The sequence below is a fragment of the Achromobacter sp. HZ01 genome (assembly GCF_003267925.1).
Taxonomy (GTDB): domain Bacteria; phylum Pseudomonadota; class Gammaproteobacteria; order Burkholderiales; family Burkholderiaceae_B; genus Achromobacter; species Achromobacter pulmonis_A.
Map to the genome: position 1 here is coordinate 140,385 of NZ_LWKV01000003.1, position 18,111 is coordinate 158,495.

An 18,111-nucleotide genomic window follows, 5' to 3' on the forward strand; every position below is an offset into this window, starting at 1 on the left:
TTTTAGCGTCATGGATGCCTGGGCTATAGTCGCTGACACGTTCCCACCTCAAGGTTGGCTTGATGCTCGAATTTTTCAATATGGTGCTCCACATCGACCAGACGCTGGGCGTCTGGGTCGAGCAATACGGCATGTGGGTGTACCTGGTGCTGTTCCTGATCGTCTTCGCGGAGACGGGGCTGGTGGTCCTGCCCTTCCTGCCCGGGGATTCGCTGCTCTTCATCGCCGGGGCGTTCGGCGCCACCGGCCACATCGATCCCTTCCTGATGGCGGCGCTGCTGATCGCCGCGGCCATCATCGGCAATACCGTCAACTACACGATCGGCCGCTATATCGGGCCGAGAGTATTCTCGATGAACCTGCGGTTCCTGGACCGCGGCGCGCTGATGCGCACGCACGCGTTCTATGAAAAGCACGGCGGCAAGACCATCGTGATGTCGCGCTTCATCCCGGTCGTGCGCACCTTCGCGCCCTTCGTGGCCGGCGTGGCCGACATGTCGCTGGCGCGCTTCCAGATGTTCAACATCCTGGGCGCGCTGCTGTGGGTGGTGAGCCTGGTGGCCGCGGGCTATTTCTTCGGCAACATCCCGCTGGTGCGCGAGCACCTGAACACCATCGTGCTGATCGGGCTGGCCGCGGCCATCGTGCCGGTGGTGGGCGCCGGGCTGTTCAAGCTGATCAAGGCCCGGCGGGGCAGCTAGCTCACATCCCCCAGCCGCGCCAGCGGCGGGTTGGCGGTGAAATACCGCTGGATGCCGGTCATCATGGCCTGCGCCAGCTTGTCCTGGTGCGAGGCGCTGCGCAGCAGCGCTTCTTCCTGCGGGTTGCTGATGAAGGCGGTCTCGACCAGCACCGAGGGGATGTCCGGCGCCTTCAGCACCGCGAAGCCGGCCTGTTCGACGCTGTTCTTGTGCAGCCGGTTGATCTTCTTGATTTCGTCCAGGAAGGCGCTGCCGACCTTGAGCGAATCGTTGATCTGCGCGGTGGTGGACAGGTCCAGCAGCACCTTGGCGACCTGGCGGTCGTGGCCGCCCAGGTTGACGCCGCCGATCAGGTCGGCCGCGTTTTCCTTGTCGGCCATCCAGCGCGCCTGGGCGCTGGTGGCGCCGCGCTGCGACAGCGCGAACACCGAGGAGCCGTTGGCCGAGGGCTTGACCCAGGCGTCGGCGTGGATCGAAATGAACAGGTCGGCGCGCACGCGCCGCGCCTTCTGCACGCGCACGTGCAGCGGCACGAAATAATCGTCGTCGCGCGTCAGGTAGGCGCGCATGTAGGGCTGGCTGTCGATCAGCGCCTTCAGGCGCCGGGCGATGCGCAGCACCACGTCTTTCTCGCGCAGGCCGCTGCGGCCGATGGCGCCGGGGTCCTCGCCGCCGTGGCCCGGGTCCAGCGCGATGGTCAGCATGCGCTGCTTGCCGCGGCTGGCGGTGGCCGGCGGCGGCTTGGGCGTGGAGGGCAGGGGCGCGGCGGGCTGCTGGCCCGGCACGCGCGGCGGTTCGGGCGGATCGGCGCGGGTCACCGGATTGCGCTGGATGTCTTCGAGGATGCGCGCCAGCGGGTCGTCCACGTCGGGGCCGCTCTGCTTGTTCAGGATGGCGATCAGCGGGTCCTGGGCGATCTTCGGGTACAGGTCCAGCACCAGCCGGTACTGGTAGTCGGCCACGGGCTTGAGGGTGAACACCTGCGGCGCCACGGGCTGCTTCAGGTCGAACACCAGGCGCACCACGTTGGGGCGGTTCTGCGCCACGCGCAGGCTCTGGATGTAGGGATCGTCCGGCCGCACCTTGGAGATCAGGTCGTTCAGCGCGGCGCTGATGGTCAGCCCTTCGATGTCCACCACCAGGCGGTGGGGGTTTTCCAGTGTGAATTGTTCGGCCTTGAGCTCGCTGTCGAGTTCGAGCGTGACCCGGGTGTATTCGTCGGCCGGCCAGGTCCGCACGGCGAGGATGGTCGCGGCCTGGGCCAGGCGCGGCAGGACCGGCAGGACGAGCAGGGTGGCTGCGACGCTGATCAGGCGGCGCCGGGTGGCGCCTGCCGAGGGGAGGGCGCCGCTGGGGGCGGGGGGACAATCGCGTTCAACCATGTTTGTCCTCGGGCGGTGTACGCGGTCAGGGTGGCGTCGCGTCCCTCGCCGGCGTAGGCCAGGGAAATCAGCAGGTCGGGCGGGGGTAAAAGACCCTCCGCCCGTTCAGGCCATTCGATCAAAACGACCGCGTCGTCACGCAGCAAATCCCGGAATCCTGCGTCCAACCATTCGCGCGAATCACTAAATCTATAAAAATCAAGGTGATAGAAGTATAAGTTAGAAACTTTATAGGATTCAAGTAGGGCGTAGCTCGGACTTTTGATTCGGCCGGTGATGCCGCATTCGCGCAACAATGCCCGTGTGAACGCCGTTTTTCCGGCTCCGAGGTCTCCGCGCAGGTGGATATGGGCGCCCGCCGGTCCGCCCTGGCGGCCGGACACCATGGGGGCGAGCTGGCGCGCCAGCGACTCGGTGGCGGCCTCGGAGGGCAGGTGCAAGGTCAGGCTGCAGAGAGGGGCGGACATGGCGCGGGGCGAGTGGTAAAAACAGTGAAGAAAGCTCGAAGGTACGCGCAATTATAGGAATGCGGGTTTCTGCTAACCTAGTATTGATTGTCATTCTCAATTTTCCGTGGCCGGCGCGCCGCAGCCGGCCGCGATCGACGTAGCCACGGAGTTGCAAGCGCCATGAAGACCCGCATCGAAAAAGACACGTTCGGCCCCATCGAGGTGCCCGAAGACCATCTCTGGGGCGCCCAGACGCAGCGCTCGCTGCATTTCTTCGCGATTTCCACCGAAAAAATGCCGGCCCCGCTGGTCGAGGCCATGGCGCGCCTGAAGCGCGCGGCCGCCAAGGTCAACGCGGACCTGGGCGAACTCGATCCCAAGATCGCCGACGGCATCGTCCGCGCGGCCGACGAGGTGATCGCGGGCAAATGGCCCAACGAATTCCCGCTGTCGGTCTGGCAGACCGGCTCGGGCACGCAGAGCAACATGAACATGAACGAGGTGCTGGCCAACCGCGCCTCCGAGCTGCTGGGCGGCGTGCGCGGCGAAGAGCGCAAGGTCCACCCCAACGACCACGTCAACCGCGGGCAGTCGTCCAACGACACCTTCCCCACCGCCATGCACGTGGCGGCCGCCGTGCAGGTCGAGCACCACCTGCTGCCCGCGCTGAAGGCCCTGCGCGCCACGCTGGCCGCCAAGAGCGCGGCCTTCTACGACATCGTCAAGATCGGCCGCACCCACCTGCAGGACGCCACGCCGCTGACCCTGGGCCAGGAACTGTCGGGCTACGTCGCCCAGCTCGACCTGGCCGAGCAGCAGATCCGCGCCACGCTGCCGGGGCTGCACCAGCTCGCCATCGGCGGCACCGCGGTCGGCACCGGCCTGAACGCGCATCCGCAGTTCAGCGCCAAGGTGGCCGCCGAACTGGCGCACGCCACCGGCACGGCCTTCGTGTCGGCCCCCAACAAATTCCAGGCGCTGGCCTCGCACGAAGCGCTGCTGTTCGCGCACGGCGCGCTCAAGGCGTTGGCGGCCGGCCTGATGAAGATCGCCAACGACGTGCGCTGGCTGGCCAGTGGCCCGCGTTCCGGCCTGGGCGAGATCAGCATTCCCGAGAACGAGCCGGGCAGCTCCATCATGCCGGGCAAGGTCAATCCCACGCAGTGCGAGGCCGTCACGATGCTCGCCGCGCAGGTGATGGGCAACGACGTGGCGATCAACATCGGCGGGGCCAGCGGCAATTTCGAACTCAACGTGTACAAGCCGCTGGTGATCCACAACTTCCTGCAGTCGGTGCGCCTGCTGACCGACGGCATGGCCAGCTTCGACCAGCATTGCGCGGCCGGCATCGAGCCCAACCGCGAGCGCATCGCCGAACTGGTGGACCGTTCGCTGATGCTGGTGACGGCGCTCAACCCGCACATCGGCTACGACAAGGCCGCGCAGATCGCCAAGAAGGCCCACAAGGAAGGCCTGTCCTTGAAGGAGTCGGCGCTGGCGCTGGGTTATCTGACCGAGGCGCAGTTCGCGGAATGGGTCGTTCCGGCGGCTATGACTAATAAATAGGTCCCCCCCCCGAAGCGCTGCGCGCTTCCCCCCCGGGGGGGCGTCGCTGCGGACCGGCGGAGCCGGATCCGCGCGACCCGGGTCGGGGGAGGGCGGCTGTTCAGGGGCGTGCTTTTTTCTAGCCTGTGAGCATCAGCCACAACGGGATCGACAGCGCCGAGAACAGCGTTCCCAGCGAAATCAGCACCGCGACCATGCGGCCGTCGCCGCCCATGCGCATGGCCAGCACGTAGGCCGCGGAGGCCGTGGGCAGCGCCGCGAACAGCAGCAGCATGCGGGCTTCGAGCGGCGGCAGGCCCAGCAGGCGCGCCACCAGCCACGCAATCGCGGGCAGCGCCAGCAGCTTGACCGACAGCATCCAGCCGATCAGCGCGCCATAACCCTTGCCGCCTTCCCAGGACAGGCTGGCGCCCACGCAGATGATGCCCAGCGCGATGGCGGCCGCGCCCAGCCTGGCCAGCACCGTGTCCACCGGGCCGGGCAGTTGCAGCCCGGCCAGATTACAGGCCAGTCCCAGCAGGGTGGAGACCAGCAGCGGATTGCGCGCCAGTTCGCGCAGCAGGCTGCCGCCGCTGTGGCGCGCCAGTCCGTAGACCGCGGCGAGGTTGGCCATGGGCACCGCGAAGCCCACGATCAGCGCCATGACGGTCTGGCCCTGCGTGCCGCCCAGGCTGGCCGACAGCGCCAGGCCGATATAGGTATTGAAGCGATAGCCGCATTGCGCCGACGAGGCCAGCGCCAGCGACGAGGGCCGCAGCACCAGCCCGGCCAGCCACGACAGCGCCACGCCCGAGCCGATGACGGCGGCCGTGGCCTGCAGCAGCATGGCGGCGTTGCCGGCCGTGATGGGCGTGCGGATGATGGATTGGAACAGCAGCGCGGGGAACAGCACGAAGTAGACCAGCCGTTCCGTTCCGGCAAAGAATTCGCGCGAAAAACCGAGTTTGTGACGCAGCGCCCAACCTAGCGCAACCAGCATGAAATCAGGGAAAACCAGGAGGGCTACCGACATGGGCGAGTACGATTTGATGGGCGTCAAGCGCGCCGCGGCGCGCTATGCGACTGTAAGCATTTGCTGCTATTCTCCGACATTCTGGCGGCCGCGTGTGCCACAAGCAACCAACAAAAGCAGTGCGATTCGACCAGCACCCTAGCCGCGCGCCGTCTAAGTCAATGGCTGACCCGTCTACAGGCGGGCACATCACGCAGGGTCCCGTTCACATACGGGCTCGCATTATTGGAGGAAACACTTCTATGAACAACGTCCGCTCCCTGGCTGCGGCCATCGCTCTGGCCGCCGGCGCCCTCGGCGTTTCAGCCGCCCACGCCGCCGACGCATACCCGAGCAAGCCGATCCGCGTCATCGTTCCGTTCGCGCCTGGCGGTTCCACCGACATCATCGCGCGCCTGGTGACGCAGCGCATGAGCCAGGAACTGGGCCAGCCCATGGTCGTGGAAAACAAGGGCGGCGCCGGCGGCGCCATCGGCGCTTCGGAAGCCGCGCGCGCCGATGCCGACGGCTACACGCTGTCGATCGCCACCGTGTCGACGATGGCCGTCAACCCCGCCTGCCGCCCCAATGACCTGCCCTACGATCCGATCAAGGATTTCCAGCCGGTCACCAACTTCGCCAACACCGCCAACGTGGTGGCCGTGAACCCGAAGTTCCCCGCCAAGGACTTCAAGGGCTTCCTGGAAGAGCTGAAGAAGAACCCGGGCAAGTACTCCTACGGCAGCTCGGGCACCTGCGGCGTGCTGCACCTGATGGGCGAATCGTTCAAGATGGCCACCGGCACGGACATCGTGCACGTGCCGTACAAGGGTTCGGGCCCGGCCGTGGCCGACGCCGTCGGCGGCCAGATCGAAATCATCTTCGACAACCTGCCGTCGTCGATGCCGCAGATCCAGGCCGGCAAGCTGCGCGCCATGGCCATCGCGTGGCCGGACCGCATCGCCGCCATCAAGGACGTGCCGACCTTCAAGGACGCCGGCTTCCCGGTGCTGAACCAGCCGGTCTGGTACGGCCTGCTGGCGCCCAAGGGCACGCCGATGGACGTCGTGAACAAGCTGCGCGACGCCGCCGTGGTGGCCCTGAAGGACCCCAAGGTCATCAAGGCGCTGGACGACCAGGGCTCGGCCCCGTCGGGCAACACGCCCGAGGAATTCGCCAAGGAAATCAAAGAGCAGTACGACTGGGCGAAGGACGTCGTGAAGAAGCAGAACATCAAGCTGGACTGATGGCGCGCGGGGCGGCGCTGTCCGCCCCGGCTGCATGAACCACGGGCGCCTTCGGGCGCCCGTTGCATTTTGCGCGCGGCCCGCCCGCGTCAGGCGATATCGTCGAGCGCGGCCAGGCGCGCGGCGCAGCCGGCCTTGAGCCGGTCGATCAGATCGCGGTGCAGCGCCGACAAGGGGTCCTGGTTGCGCACCATGATGCTGATGGGCAGGCGCAGCGGCGGGTCCAGCCGGCGCAGGTGCATGCCGGGGCGCAGCATGGCCTGCGCGGTGATCGCGTCCACGATGGCGTCGCCGCAGCCGGCGTCCACCAGCGCGCAGCCCACGTAATGGGTCTGCACCTGGATGGCGACCTGCGGGTCCAGGCCCTGCGCGTCCAGCGCCATCTGCAGCAGCGCGCCGGAGGCGTCGCACGCGTCCAGCACGATCAGCGTATTGCCCGCCATGTCGGACAGCTCGGCCAGCCGCAACGGCCCGCGGCCGGGCTTGCGGCTCAGGTGCACCAGCTCGGTGTGGCCCAGGCCCATGCGGGTCAGGCCGGGATAGTCGTTGGTGTCGAAGGTGATGGCCAGGTCCAGTTCGCGCGTGAGCAGGCCCTGCACCAGCTCGGCGCTGTGATGAGTGTGGATGTCGAAGGTGATGCCGGGTTGCGCGTCGCGGCTGTCGCGCACCACGCCGGGCAGCAGCCCCAGGCCCAGCGCGGGCGCGCAGCCCAGGCGCAGATGGCCGTGGGGGCGGTCGCGCAGACTGGCGGCCAGCCGGCGCACGCTGTTGAGGTCCTGGTTCAGGCGCGCGACCTCGGGGGTGAGGATCTCGGCCTCGCGCGTGGCCACCAGCCGGCCCTTGACGCGTTCGAACAGCTTGAAGCCCAGCTGGGCCTCGGCGTGCGCCAGCAGCTTGCTGGCCGCGGGCTGCGAAATGTGCAGCGCGGCGGCGGCCTCGGTCAGCGAACCGGTGCGGCGGATCGCTTCGAAAATCTCGATGTGGCGCAGGCGCATGGCACGGGCGGGAAAGTCGATGAAAAACCGGATTCTATGCCGGATACGGCGGCGCGGCGCGTTGCTATGATGGACGCCTGCCGCCATGCCGGCGAACCAAGGAGCTTCCCATGCGCGCACCCGGTCCCGCCGCAGCGATCCTGCTGGCCGCCGTCCTGGCCCTTCCGGCCGCCATGTCCTCCGCCTGGGCGCGCACGCCCCTGGCGGCCGAAGACCTCAATCCCGAAGCCGCCAGCGGCACGCAGGCGCGCCAGCTGGCCCGCGCAAAGCATTTCATGATGGCCTCGGCCAATCCGCTGGCCACGCGCGCCGGCGACGAGATGCTGCGCCGCGGCGGCAGCGCGGTGGACGCGGCCATCGCGGCCCAGCTGGTGCTGAACCTGGTCGAGCCTCAATCGTCCGGCATCGGCGGCGGCGCCTTCATGGTGCTGTATACGGCCGGCGGCGGCGCCATCCAGACCTACGACAGCCGCGAGACCGCGCCCGCGGCCGCCCGCCGCGACCGCTTCCTCGACGCCGCGGGCAAGCCGCTGCCGTTCGCGCAGTCGGTCAACAACGGCATGGCGGTGGCCGTGCCGGGCCTGCTGCGCGGCCTGGAACTGGCGCACCGGGAGCACGGCGTGCTGCCCTGGGCCGAGCTGTTCCAGCCGGCGATCCGGCTGGCCGAGCAGGGCTTCGCCGTATCGCCGCGCCTGCACAAGCTGCTGGCCGGCAACAAGGAACTGCCCAGGCAGCAGGCCGCCGCGGCCTATTTCTACGCGCCCGACGGCTCGCCCTGGCCGGTCGGGCACATGCTGAAGAATCCCGAATTCGCGCGCACGCTGCGCGCGGTGGCTCAGCAGGGCGCGGACGCGTTCTACCAGGGCGAGATCGCGCGCGACATCGTCGCCGCGGTGCAGGGCCATGCCGTGCCCGGCGACCTCACCGAGGCCGACCTGGCCGCCTACCGCGCCGTCAAGCGCGATCCCGTCTGCGGCGCCTATCGCGGCTATCGGCTGTGCGGCATGGGGCCGCCCAGCAGCGGCCCGCTGGCCGTGCTGCAGATGCTGGGCGAACTCGAGCAATACCCCATCGGCCGCTACGCGCCGGGCAGCGTGGAGGCGGTGCATTACTTCTCCGAGGCCGGCCGGCTGGCGTTCGCCGACCGCGATTTCTACGTGGCCGACCCGTCCTTCGTGCAGGTGCCCGTGAACGCCTTGCTGGACCCCGCCTACCTGCGCGCGCGCGGCGCGCTGATACGGCCGGACCGCAGCATGAAGGTCGCCTTGCCCGGCGACCCCGAAGGCAAGCTGCTGTCGCTGGGCAAGGACGACGCGCTGGAGCTGCCGTCCACCAGCCATCTGGTGGCGGTCGACGCCAAGGGCAACGCGCTCAGCATGACGACCACCATCGAAAGCGAATTCGGCAGCAAGATCTTTGTGCGCGGCTTTCTGCTGAACAACGAGATGACGGACTTTTCCTCGTCCTACCAGGACCCCGAAGGCCGGCTCGTGGCCAACCGCATCGAACCCGGCAAGCGCCCGCGCAGCTCGATGGCGCCCATGATCGTGCTGCGCGACGGCAAGCCGTACCTGCTGGTGGGCTCGCCCGGCGGCAGCGCCATCATCAATTACGTCGCCAAGACGGTGGTGGGCGTGCTGGACTGGGGCCTGGACATCCAGGCCGCCATCGACCTGCCCAACATGGGCAGCCGCAACAAGGACACCGAACTCGAAAAAGGCACGCCGCTGGAGGCGCTGGCGCCCGAGCTCGAACGCATGGGGCATCCCGTGCGCATCACCGAGTTTCCCAGCGGCATCCACGGCATCGTGATCGGGCCCGAGGGGCTGCAGGGCGGGGCGGACCCGCGGCGCGAAGGCGTGGCGTCGGGAGGGTAGGATGGGTGTAGCGCGAGACTATATGAATAAAAATTCGAATTCCGAGCGCGCGTAACCCATCGGGCGGCGCGAGCCGCCATTTTTTATGCTTGCCACGAAAATCGGCGGCTTTCGCCGCCCGATGGGTTGCGCGCGCTCGATACCTGAGTTCTTGCTTAAGGATTCTCGCGCTCCACCCCTCCTACGACCCGTCTCCCCGCGCTCCCTCGGCCTCGAGATCCGGCGGCAATCTCCGCAGCGTCGCCGGCGTGCGCGACAGCTTGATCGGGGAGCCGACCCCGCGGTAGTCGCCCTGTTCCAGCACCATGCCGCGATGCCGGGTATGCGGGTGCGCCAGCGCCTGGTCCACGGTGAGCACGGCGGCGGCGGGCACGCCGTTGCGCAGCAGGCGGTCGGCCAGTTCGGCGGCGTCGAATCCCGCCAGCAGCGCCGACAGGTCGGCGCGCAGCGCCTGGCGGTTCCGCAGGCGGTCGGCGTTGGCGGCGTAGCGCGGGTCTTCGGCCAGCGCGGGCGCTTCCAGCGTCTGCGCCAGCAGCGCGAACTGGCGGTTGTTGCCCACCGCCAGGAAGATCGGGCCGCTGGCCGTGGGCAGGGTTTCGTAGGGCGCGATGTTGGGATGCGCGTTGCCGCTGCGCGCCGGCACCTTGCCGCTGTAGAAGTAGTTGGGCGCGTGCGGATGCAACAGCGACAGGGCGCAGTCGTACAGCGTGATATCGAGGAACTGGCCCAGGCCGCTGCGCACGCGCTCGTTGAGCGCGAGCAGGATGGCCACCGCCGCGTTCAGGCCCGTCACCATGTCCACCACCGGCAGGCCGACGCGGGTGGCTTCGCCGTCGGCCTCGCCGTTGACGCTCATCAGCCCGCACATGGCCTGGGCGCAGGCGTCGTAGCCCGGCAGGCCGCCCAGCGGCCCGTCGGCGCCGAAGCCGCTGACCCGGCAATGGATCAGCGCGGGGAATTCCTGTTTCAGCGTCTCGTATCCCAAGCCCCATTTCTCCAGCGTGCCGGGCTTGAAGTTCTCCACCAGCACGTCGGCGTCGGCCAGCAGCCGGCGCAGCAGCTCCTGGCCCGCAGGCTGCGACAGGTCCAGCGTCATGCCTTCCTTGTTGCGGTTCACGCCGACGAAGTAGGAGGCCGTGGCGCCCAGGAAGGGCGGCCCCCAGCCGCGCGTCTCGTCGCCGCCGGGCGGCTCGATCTTGAGCACGTCGGCGCCGTGGTCGGCCAGGATCTGCGTGCAATAGGGGCCGCCCAGCACGCGCGACAGGTCGATGACCTTGCAGCCGGCCAGGGCGCCGGCATTGGGGAGGGTTGCTGCCATGGAAAAGTCCTTCAGTCGATGGAGACGTGGGCGCTGGCGATGACGTCGCGCCACTTGGGCACTTCGGCCGTGATGAAGGCGGACAGGCCTTGCGGCGTCTTGTCCTGCGCCTCGACGATGCCCTGGCTGCGCAGCGTGTTGGCCACCTCGGGGTCGGCCAGCGCGCTCTGGAAGGCTTTGTTCAGGGTCTCCACGACCGGCGCCGGGGTATTTTTGGGCGCGACGATGCCGAAGAACACGCTGACGTCATAGCCCTTGAGGCCCTGTTCGGACAGCGTGGGCAGGTCGGGCAGGGCGTCGGAACGCTGCGCGCTGGCCAGGCCGATGGCGCGCAGCTTGCCGGCCTTGACGTAGGGCAGCGCGGTCAGGATGTCGGTGAACGACATGGACACCTGCCCGCCCAGCAGGTCGTTCAGCGCCGGGCCGGTGCCCTTGTAGGGAATGTGCATGATCTGGGTGCCGGCCATGCGGTTGAACAGAATGCCGGCCAGGTGCGAGGACGCGCCGTTGCCCGACGAGGCGTAGCTCAGCGCGTCCGGGTTTTTCTTGGCGTAGGCGATCAGTTCCTGCACGTTGGTGGCCGGCACCGACGGGTTCACCACCAGGATGTTGGGCAGGTGGCCGATACGGATGATGGGGGCGAAGCTGGTCTGCGGATCGTAGCCCTGCTTCTTGTACAGGCTGACGTTGATGGCCAGCGGCCCGGAAGTGCCGAACAGCAGCGTGTAGCCGTCGGGCTTGGCGTTGGCCACGTATTCCGAGCCGATATTGCCGCCCGCGCCGCTGCGGTTCTCGACGATGACGTTCTGCTTCAGCGGCTGCCTGAGCTTGTCGGCCAGGCGGCGCGCCAGGGCGTCGGTGGGGCCGCCGGGCGGGAAGGGCACGACCAGGGTGACCGGGCGTTCCGCGGGGAAGGCCTCGGCCGCCAGCGCGGGCGCCGCGGGCAGGGCCGCGGCGGCGGCCAGCAGCAAGGGGGCGAAGTAGCGGTTCATGTTTGTCTCCAGTGGTGGATGCGCGCCGGCTGTGCCGCCGGCGTCGGTTTACAGCGCGTATTGCAGGATTTCCCGGCAGGCGGCGCTTTCGTCGGGCGGGATGGCGTAGGGATCGCGCGGGCCCAGGCGATGCAGCAGCACCTGGTCGGCCAGCCTGGCGCGAGCGGCCAGCGCCGGGTCCGCGGCTTCCCAGCGCAGCGCGGCCAGGGACACCGCGTGGTACAGCAGCGACGCGGCCTGGCGCGCCAGCTCGGCGCGGTTTTCCCGCGCGGCGTGTTCGGCCAGCGCGTAGGTCTGTTCCAGCGCGCGGGCCTGCATGTCGGCCAGTTCGGGCGGGCAGGGCGCGCCCTCGGCCAGCAGGCGCTCGATGTGGGCGCGCAGCGCCGGCAGCGATTGTTCGCGCGTGATGGCGCGCAGCACGTCCAGCGCCACGATGTTGCTGGTGCCTTCCCAGATCGAGCCCAGATGCGCGTCGCGCACCAGGCGCGGTTCGGTCCACTCCTCGATATAGCCGCAGCCGCCGCGCACCTCCATGGCGTCGCCGGTCACTTTGCGGGCGTCGCGGCAGGCGCGGAACTTGATGAGCGGGGTCAGGATGCGCGCCAGCGCCGGATCGCCGCCGCCCTGGTCGGCCTCGGCCAGCGCGCACGCGGTCTGGAACATGACGCTGCGCGCCTGTTCGGCCCAGACCGTCATCTTGACCAGCTGGCGCTGCATCAGCGGCATGTCGATGAGCCGCTTGCCGAAGGCGCGGCGGTGCTGCGAGAAATACACCGCCTCGGTGACGGCGCGGCGCATCAGGCCGGCCGCGCGCATGCCGTTGGACAGGCGCGAGTTGTTGATCATGTCGGCCATCTGCTTGAAGCCGCGGCCGCGTTCGCCCACCAGCCAGGCCACGGCGCCTTCCAGGCGGATTTCGCCGCTGGCCATGGAGCGCGTGCCCAGCTTGTCCTTCAGGCGCAGGATGCGGTAGTGATTGTGGCCGCCGCCGGGCAGGTCGCGCGGCAGCAGGAACAGCGACACCCCCTTCAGGCCGGGCTGCGGCTCGCTGCGGGCCAGCACCATGGCGTAGCCCGCGTCGGGGTTGGAGCAGAACCACTTGTCGCCCGACAGGCGCCAGCTGCCGTCGTCCTGCCGTTCGGCCGTGACCTCCGTGGCGCTGACGTCCGAACCCGCGCCTTGCTCCGTCATGAACATGGCGCCCTGGCGCAGCGCGTCGAAATCCTGCGTCGTCACCTGCGGCAGCACGCGCGCCACGAGGTCGGCGTCGCCGAACTTGCGCAGCGTGCGGGCCAGCGAATCGGTCATGCTGACCGGGCAGCACAGGCCGAACTCGGCCTGCACGAACAAATGGCTCAGCGCGTATTTGGCGGCGGCCGGCATGGGCTCGGGCCAGCCCAGCACCCCGCCGCGGTGCGACAGCGCGGCCAGGCCGAACTCGCTGTAGGCCAGGCGTTCCAGTTCCACATAGGCCGGGTGCTTGTCGATGCGGGATTCGTCCTGGCCGGCGCGGCTGCGCACCGACAGCGTGGGCGGATGCTTGTCGGCCGTGGCGGCCAGCTCGTCCATCAGGCCGCCGGCCAGCTCGCCCAGCCGCTCCAGGTGCGGCAGCAGGTGCGCGTGGAGCGCCGGCGGCAGGTAGCGCCGGCACAGCGCCGCGGCATAGGGGTCGGCGTGGAACAGGTTCAGGCCGCGCGCATCCGGAATCGGGGTGGCGGCGGGCGTGGCGGTCTTGACGGGGGCATCCATGGCGGCATCCTGCGCAAAACGGGGGGATGCCTCATGGTGCTTGCCTGGATTAATCTATACAAATACTGTTTTGATTTAGAACAATCCAAAAAAAGTATAGATAGGCAAATCAAAGGGAACGCGCATGGATCTGGACCCGCGCCTGCTGCGGTATTTCATCGCCGTGGCCGAAGAGCGCCATTTCAGCCGGGCCGCCGTGCGGCTGCACATCTCGCAGCCGCCGCTGAGCTACGCCATCCGGCAGCTGGAGGAAAACGTCGGCGCGCGCCTGCTCAACCGCAGCAGCCGCCACGTGGAACTGACCGACGCGGGCCAGGTGCTGTACCGCGAGGCCCAGACCCTGCTGCGCCAGGCCGAGGACGTGCGCACGCTGGTGCAGCGGGTGGACGCCGGCCTGCGCGGCAGGCTGCGCATCGGTTTCGTGGGGTCGATGCTGTACCGCGGCCTGCCCGCGCTGCTCAATGCGATGCGGGCCGAGCTGCCCGACGTCGAGCATGTGCTGACCGAGCTGAACTCGCACGACCAGATCGAGGCGGTGCGCCGCGGCGAGCAGGATCTGGGCTTCATCCACGCCAACCCCCTGCCGCCGGGCGTGCAGGCGCGCGACCTGGTGGCCGAGCCTTTCGTGGTGTGCCTGCCGCAGGACCACCGGCTGGCCGGCCGCGAATCGCTGCGGCTGGACGAACTGGCGGGGGACGATTTCGTGTTCTTCGCCCGCGCGGCCTCGCCCAGCTACTACGAGACGGTGCTGGCCATGTGCGTATCGGCCGGCTTCATGCCCGTGATCCGCCACGAGGTGCGGCACTGGCTGAGCGTGGCCTCGCTGGTTTCGCAAGGGCTGGGCGTGTCCATCGTGCCCGCCTGCCTGTCGCGCAGCGGCCTGGCGGGCACGCGCTTCATCGCCTTCGAGCACGCCGCGCGCTCGGTCAGCCAGGCGATCTGGCCGCAGGCCATGCGCACGCCGCTGCAGGAAAAAGCCCTGGAACTGGTGGCGCGGCACTATGCCGGGGCCGGGACATTGGGGGTACACTGACCCGGCCATGTCCTACCGATCGATCCAGCCGCTGACGCGCCGCAAGCGTTTCATTACCCGGCTGCGCCACTGCGGCCCTCCGGCGAAGCACTGAAACCCGTTCCAGGGCTTTTCGGTTTCTTCTCCGGAGTCGATCGTGGATCTTCCCTTTTCGTTTCGTCCGCGCCTCTTGAGCGCGTTGCGCGGTTACGACCGCATCCGTTTCGTGCAGGACCTGGGCGCCGGCCTCACGGTCGCCGTGGTCGCGCTGCCGCTGGCCATGGCCTTCGCCATCGGCTCGGGCCTCAAGCCGGAAGCGGGCCTGTTCACCTCCATCATCGCGGGCTTCCTGGTCGCGCTGCTCGGCGGCAGCCGGGTGCAGATCGGCGGGCCGGCGGGCGCGTTCATCGTCATCGTCTACGACATCGTGCAGCAGTACGGCGTGGCCAACCTGATCATCGCCACTGCGCTGTCCGGCGTGCTGCTGTTCGTGATGGGGCTGCTCCGGCTGGGTACGCTGGTGCGCTTCATCCCGGTGGCCGTCATCATCGGTTTCACCAACGGGATCGCGGTGCTGATCGCGCTGTCGCAGGTCAAGGACTTCCTGGGCCTGGCGATCCCCGAGATGCCGGGCGATTTCTTCGGCATCCTGGGCGCGCTGGGCAGCCACCTGTCCTCCTTCAATCCCTGGGCCGCGGGCGTGGCGGTGGCGTCGCTGGCGCTCATCGTGGCCTGGCAGCGCTGGCTGCCGAAATGGGGCGGACCCAGGGCCGCGCCGCTGGCGCGGGTGCCGGGCTCCATCGTCGCGCTGGTGCTGGCCACGGCCGCGGTGGCCCTGTTCGGCCTGCCGGTGGAGACCATAGGCAGCCGCTTCGGCGGCATACCGGCGGCGCTGCCGGACTTCACGCTGCCGGCGTTCAGCTGGGAATCGGCCCGCTACCTGCTGATGCCCACGATCACGCTGGCGCTGCTGGGCGCGATCGAATCGCTGCTGTGCGCGCGGGTGGCCGACGGCATGATCGGCGACCGCCACGACCCCAACCAGGAACTGATGGCGCAGGGCATCGCCAACTTCGCCACGCCGTTCTTCGGCGGCATGCCGGCCACCGGCACCATCGCCCGCACCGTGACCAACGTGAAAAGCGGCGCCACCAGCCCGATCGCGGGCATGACGCACGCCGTGGTGCTGCTGCTGGTGATCCTGGTGGCCGCGCCGCTGGCGTCTTCCATCCCGCTGGCCACGCTGGCGGCCATCCTGATGTTCGTGGCCTGGAACATGGGCGAGTGGCGCGAATTCGCGCGCCTCAAGACCTACCGGCTGCCTTACCGCGTGACCCTGCTGTCGGTGTTCCTGCTGACGGTGGTGTTCGACCTGACGGTGGCGGTGCAGTTCGGCATCTTCGCCGCCTGCCTGACCTTCATCTACCGCATTTCCAGCCTGTCGCGCGCCGAACGCCTGACGCCGGCCGAGCAGCCGGCGCTGGCCGGGCTGGAGGCGCAGGTGGCGGTATGGCGGCTGTACGGCACCGTGTTCTTCGGCGCGACCAAGCTGGTGGAGTCGCTCGAGGACCATTTGCCGGCGCGCGCGCTGGTGCTGGACCTGAAGAACGTGATCTACGTGGACTCGACCGGGGCCGAGGCGCTGGAAAGCCTGAGCCGGGCCTGCGAGGCGCGCGGCGTGCGGCTGATGGTCTCGGGCCTGCTGGGCCAGCCGCTGGACATCGTGCGCCGCGTCGGCCTGTACCAGCGGCTGCTGGGCGACCTGCGGCCGGACGTGGCCGGCGCCACGGCGGCGGCCGTGGCGCTGGCCCGGGGGGAGCGGCAGGATTCCTAGCGGAACACCACCGTCTTGTTGCGGTTCAGCAGGATGCGGTGTTCGACGTGGCTGCGCACGGCGCGCGACAGCACCAGGGATTCGATGTCGCTGCCGACTTGGGTCAGGTCCTGGGCGGTCATCGTATGGTCCACGCGCTCGATGTCCTGGTCGATGATGGGGCCTTCGTCCAGGTCCGAGGTCACGTAGTGGGCGGTGGCGCCGATGATCTTGACGCCGCGGGCGTGCGCCTGGTGATAGGGGCGGGCGCCCTTGAAGCTGGGCAGGAAGCTGTGGTGGATGTTGATGGCGCGGCCGTTGAGCGCGCGGCACATGTCCTCCGACAGGATCTGCATGTAGCGGGCCAGCACCACCAGGTCGATGTTTTCCTGCTCGACCAGGGCCAGCACCTGGCGCTCCTGCTCGGCCTTGGTGTCGGGCGTGACCGGCAGGTGGTGGAACGGGATGCCGTAGGAGGCCGCCAGGCCGGCGTAGTCGTTGTGGTTCGACACGATGGCCGCCACTTCGGCGTGCAGGTGCCCGCTGTGCACGCGGAACAGCAGGTCGTTCAGGCAGTGGCCCTGCCTGCTGACCATGATGAGCAGGCGTTCCTTGCGGCGCGCGTCGTGCAGCTTCAGCTCCATGCCGTATTCCTCGGACATGGGCGCCAGGCGGGCGCGCAGGTCGGCGGCGGCCACGCCGGCCGGCGCGTCGAAGTGCACGCGCAGGAAGAAGCGGCCGGTTTCCTCGTCGCCGAACTGCTGCGAATCCAGGATGTTGCAGCCCAATTCGAACAACAGGCCGCTGACGCGGTACACGATGCCCGTGCGGTCGGGGCAGGACAGGGTCAGGATGTAGTCGTTGTGCTGCATGTGCGTAAGAAAGGGCTGAATGGAAAGTCGTGGAGGTCAGGCGGCCAGGCGGGCCAGGGTTTCTTCGGCCAGGGCCAGGCTGGCCGTCAGGCCGGGAGATTCGATGCCGAACAGGTTCACCAGGCCGGGCACGCCGTGCGCGGCCGGGCCGGCGACGACGAAGTCGGCCGCCGGTTCGTGCGGGCCGGAGATCTTGGGCCGGATGCCGGTGTAGCCGGGCGCCAGCGCGCCGTCGGGCAGGGCCGGCCAGTAGCTGCGCACGGCCGCGTAGAACACGTCGGCGCGGGCCGGATCGAGCGTGTAGTCCTCGACGCCGATCCATTCGGTGTCGGGACCGAACTTGGCCTGCCCGCCCATGTCCAGCGTCAGGTGCACGCCCAGGCCGGCATGCTGCGGCACCGGGTAGATCAGGCGCGAAAAGGGCGCGCGGCCGGACAGCGTGAAATAGCTGCCCTTGCACAGGTAGTCGGCCGGGATGCTGGCGGGCGGCACGCCGTCGATGCGGCGCGCCAGCGCCGGCGCATGCAGGCCGGCCGAATTGATCAGCACATTGCAGCTCAGGCTCATGGCCTCGTCGCCGCCGAACTGCAGCTCGAAGCCGCCCTCGGGGCGCACGCGGCCCGACACCAGCGGCGTGTGGAACACGCACTGGGCGCCCGCGTTCTCGGCGTCGCCCTGGTACGACAGCATCAGCGCGTGGCTGTCCACGATGCCGGTGGACGGCGAGGACAGCGCGGCCGCGCATTGCAGCGCCGGCTCCAGGCGCATGGCGTCTTCGCCCGACAGGAACTGCAGGTCGTCCACGCCGTTGGCGCGGGCGCGCTGCGCGATGCTTTCCAGCTGCGCGGCCTGTTCGGCGTCCGCGGCGACGATGAGTTTGCCCAGGCGCTTGTGCGGCACGCCGCGTTCGGCGCAATAGGCGTACAGCAGGTGCTTGCCGCGCACGCACAGGCGGGCCTTGAGGCTGTCCGCCGGATAGTAGATGCCCGCGTGGATGACTTCGGAGTTGCGCGAGCTGGTGCCGGTGCCGATGGCCTCGGTGGCCTCGGCCACCAGCACTTCGCGCCCGGAGCGGGCCAGCGCCCGCGCGATCGCCAGGCCCACCACGCCCGCGCCGATGACGACGCAATCGATATCTGCGCTCATG

General features: G+C 68.9%; 15 protein-coding genes. 6 read left to right on the forward strand and 9 right to left on the reverse strand.

Translation table 11 applies throughout. The features are described 5' to 3' along the window. The first annotated feature begins 62 nt into the window (after positions 1–62). Positions 63–701, forward strand: a complete 639-nt coding sequence (locus A6B37_RS16690) for a VTT domain-containing protein (protein WP_111826681.1) — start codon at positions 63–65, stop codon at positions 699–701. On the opposite strand, the gene A6B37_RS16695 is transcribed toward A6B37_RS16690, so the two are convergent. Both A6B37_RS16695 and tsaE read right to left on the reverse strand, forming a co-directional pair. Then, the gene (locus A6B37_RS16695; protein ID WP_146196949.1) at positions 698–2,083 is read right to left on the reverse strand and encodes an N-acetylmuramoyl-L-alanine amidase; all 1,386 of its coding nucleotides are present in this window, start codon (positions 2,081–2,083) and stop codon (positions 698–700) included. The two genes, A6B37_RS16690 and A6B37_RS16695, sit on opposite strands and share 4 nt — an antisense overlap. After that, positions 2,011–2,550: a tRNA (adenosine(37)-N6)-threonylcarbamoyltransferase complex ATPase subunit type 1 TsaE gene (tsaE, locus tag A6B37_RS16700; protein WP_102775504.1), complete on the reverse strand. Its 540-nt coding sequence runs from the start codon at positions 2,548–2,550 to the stop codon at positions 2,011–2,013. The genes A6B37_RS16695 and tsaE overlap by 73 nt, the downstream gene beginning before the upstream one ends. 162 nt (positions 2,551–2,712) lie before the next feature. On the opposite strand from tsaE, the gene fumC reads away from it, so the two are divergent. After that, positions 2,713–4,098 (forward strand): class II fumarate hydratase, encoded by a 1,386-nt coding sequence (gene fumC / locus A6B37_RS16705; RefSeq protein ID WP_111826408.1) that lies wholly within the window; start codon positions 2,713–2,715, stop codon positions 4,096–4,098. A 118-nt stretch (positions 4,099–4,216) separates the two neighbouring features. Here fumC and A6B37_RS16710 read toward each other — a convergent pair whose 3' ends face one another. Beyond that, positions 4,217–5,110 (reverse strand): AEC family transporter, encoded by an 894-nt coding sequence (locus A6B37_RS16710; protein ID WP_102775650.1) that lies wholly within the window; start codon positions 5,108–5,110, stop codon positions 4,217–4,219. Positions 5,111–5,352: 242 nt separating this feature from the next. Between A6B37_RS16710 and A6B37_RS16715 the strand changes: the two genes are divergently transcribed. After that, on the forward strand, positions 5,353–6,336 hold the full coding sequence (locus A6B37_RS16715; protein WP_102775506.1) for a tripartite tricarboxylate transporter substrate binding protein BugE: 984 nt from the start codon (positions 5,353–5,355) through the stop codon (positions 6,334–6,336). 89 nt (positions 6,337–6,425) lie between these two features. Here A6B37_RS16715 and A6B37_RS16720 read toward each other — a convergent pair whose 3' ends face one another. Beyond that, positions 6,426–7,331 (reverse strand): LysR substrate-binding domain-containing protein, encoded by a 906-nt coding sequence (locus A6B37_RS16720; protein ID WP_111826409.1) that lies wholly within the window; start codon positions 7,329–7,331, stop codon positions 6,426–6,428. A gap of 110 nt (positions 7,332–7,441) precedes the next feature. Between A6B37_RS16720 and ggt the strand changes: the two genes are divergently transcribed. Then, on the forward strand, positions 7,442–9,208 hold the full coding sequence (gene ggt, locus A6B37_RS16725; protein ID WP_111826410.1) for a gamma-glutamyltransferase: 1,767 nt from the start codon (positions 7,442–7,444) through the stop codon (positions 9,206–9,208). A 181-nt stretch (positions 9,209–9,389) separates the two neighbouring features. Here ggt and A6B37_RS16730 read toward each other — a convergent pair whose 3' ends face one another. Genes A6B37_RS16730 through A6B37_RS16740 form a run of 3 tightly spaced genes read right to left on the reverse strand, consistent with a single transcriptional unit; the run spans position 9,390 to position 13,267 of the window. Next, on the reverse strand, positions 9,390–10,526 hold the full coding sequence (locus tag A6B37_RS16730) for a CoA transferase (protein WP_111826411.1): 1,137 nt from the start codon (positions 10,524–10,526) through the stop codon (positions 9,390–9,392). Between the two features lie 11 nt (positions 10,527–10,537). Continuing rightward, positions 10,538–11,518 (reverse strand): tripartite tricarboxylate transporter substrate binding protein, encoded by a 981-nt coding sequence (locus tag A6B37_RS16735; RefSeq protein ID WP_111826412.1) that lies wholly within the window; start codon positions 11,516–11,518, stop codon positions 10,538–10,540. Positions 11,519–11,566: 48 nt separating this feature from the next. After that, positions 11,567–13,267 (reverse strand): acyl-CoA dehydrogenase family protein, encoded by a 1,701-nt coding sequence (locus A6B37_RS16740; RefSeq protein ID WP_111826413.1) that lies wholly within the window; start codon positions 13,265–13,267, stop codon positions 11,567–11,569. 124 nt (positions 13,268–13,391) lie between these two features. On the opposite strand from A6B37_RS16740, the gene A6B37_RS16745 reads away from it, so the two are divergent. Both A6B37_RS16745 and A6B37_RS16750 read left to right on the forward strand, forming a co-directional pair. Continuing rightward, positions 13,392–14,300: a LysR family transcriptional regulator gene (locus A6B37_RS16745; protein WP_102775511.1), complete on the forward strand. Its 909-nt coding sequence runs from the start codon at positions 13,392–13,394 to the stop codon at positions 14,298–14,300. 136 nt (positions 14,301–14,436) lie between these two features. Next, on the forward strand, positions 14,437–16,113 hold the full coding sequence (locus tag A6B37_RS16750; RefSeq protein ID WP_111826414.1) for a SulP family inorganic anion transporter: 1,677 nt from the start codon (positions 14,437–14,439) through the stop codon (positions 16,111–16,113). Here the strand turns inward: A6B37_RS16750 and purU are convergent. Both purU and A6B37_RS16760 read right to left on the reverse strand, forming a co-directional pair. Next, positions 16,110–16,964: a formyltetrahydrofolate deformylase gene (gene purU, locus A6B37_RS16755; protein WP_111826415.1), complete on the reverse strand. Its 855-nt coding sequence runs from the start codon at positions 16,962–16,964 to the stop codon at positions 16,110–16,112. The genes A6B37_RS16750 and purU overlap by 4 nt on opposite strands. Before the next feature lie 36 nt (positions 16,965–17,000). After that, a complete protein-coding gene (locus tag A6B37_RS16760) occupies positions 17,001–18,110 on the reverse strand; it encodes an NAD(P)/FAD-dependent oxidoreductase (protein WP_111826416.1) in 1,110 nt (369 codons plus the stop codon). Between the last annotated feature and the right edge of the window lies 1 nt (position 18,111).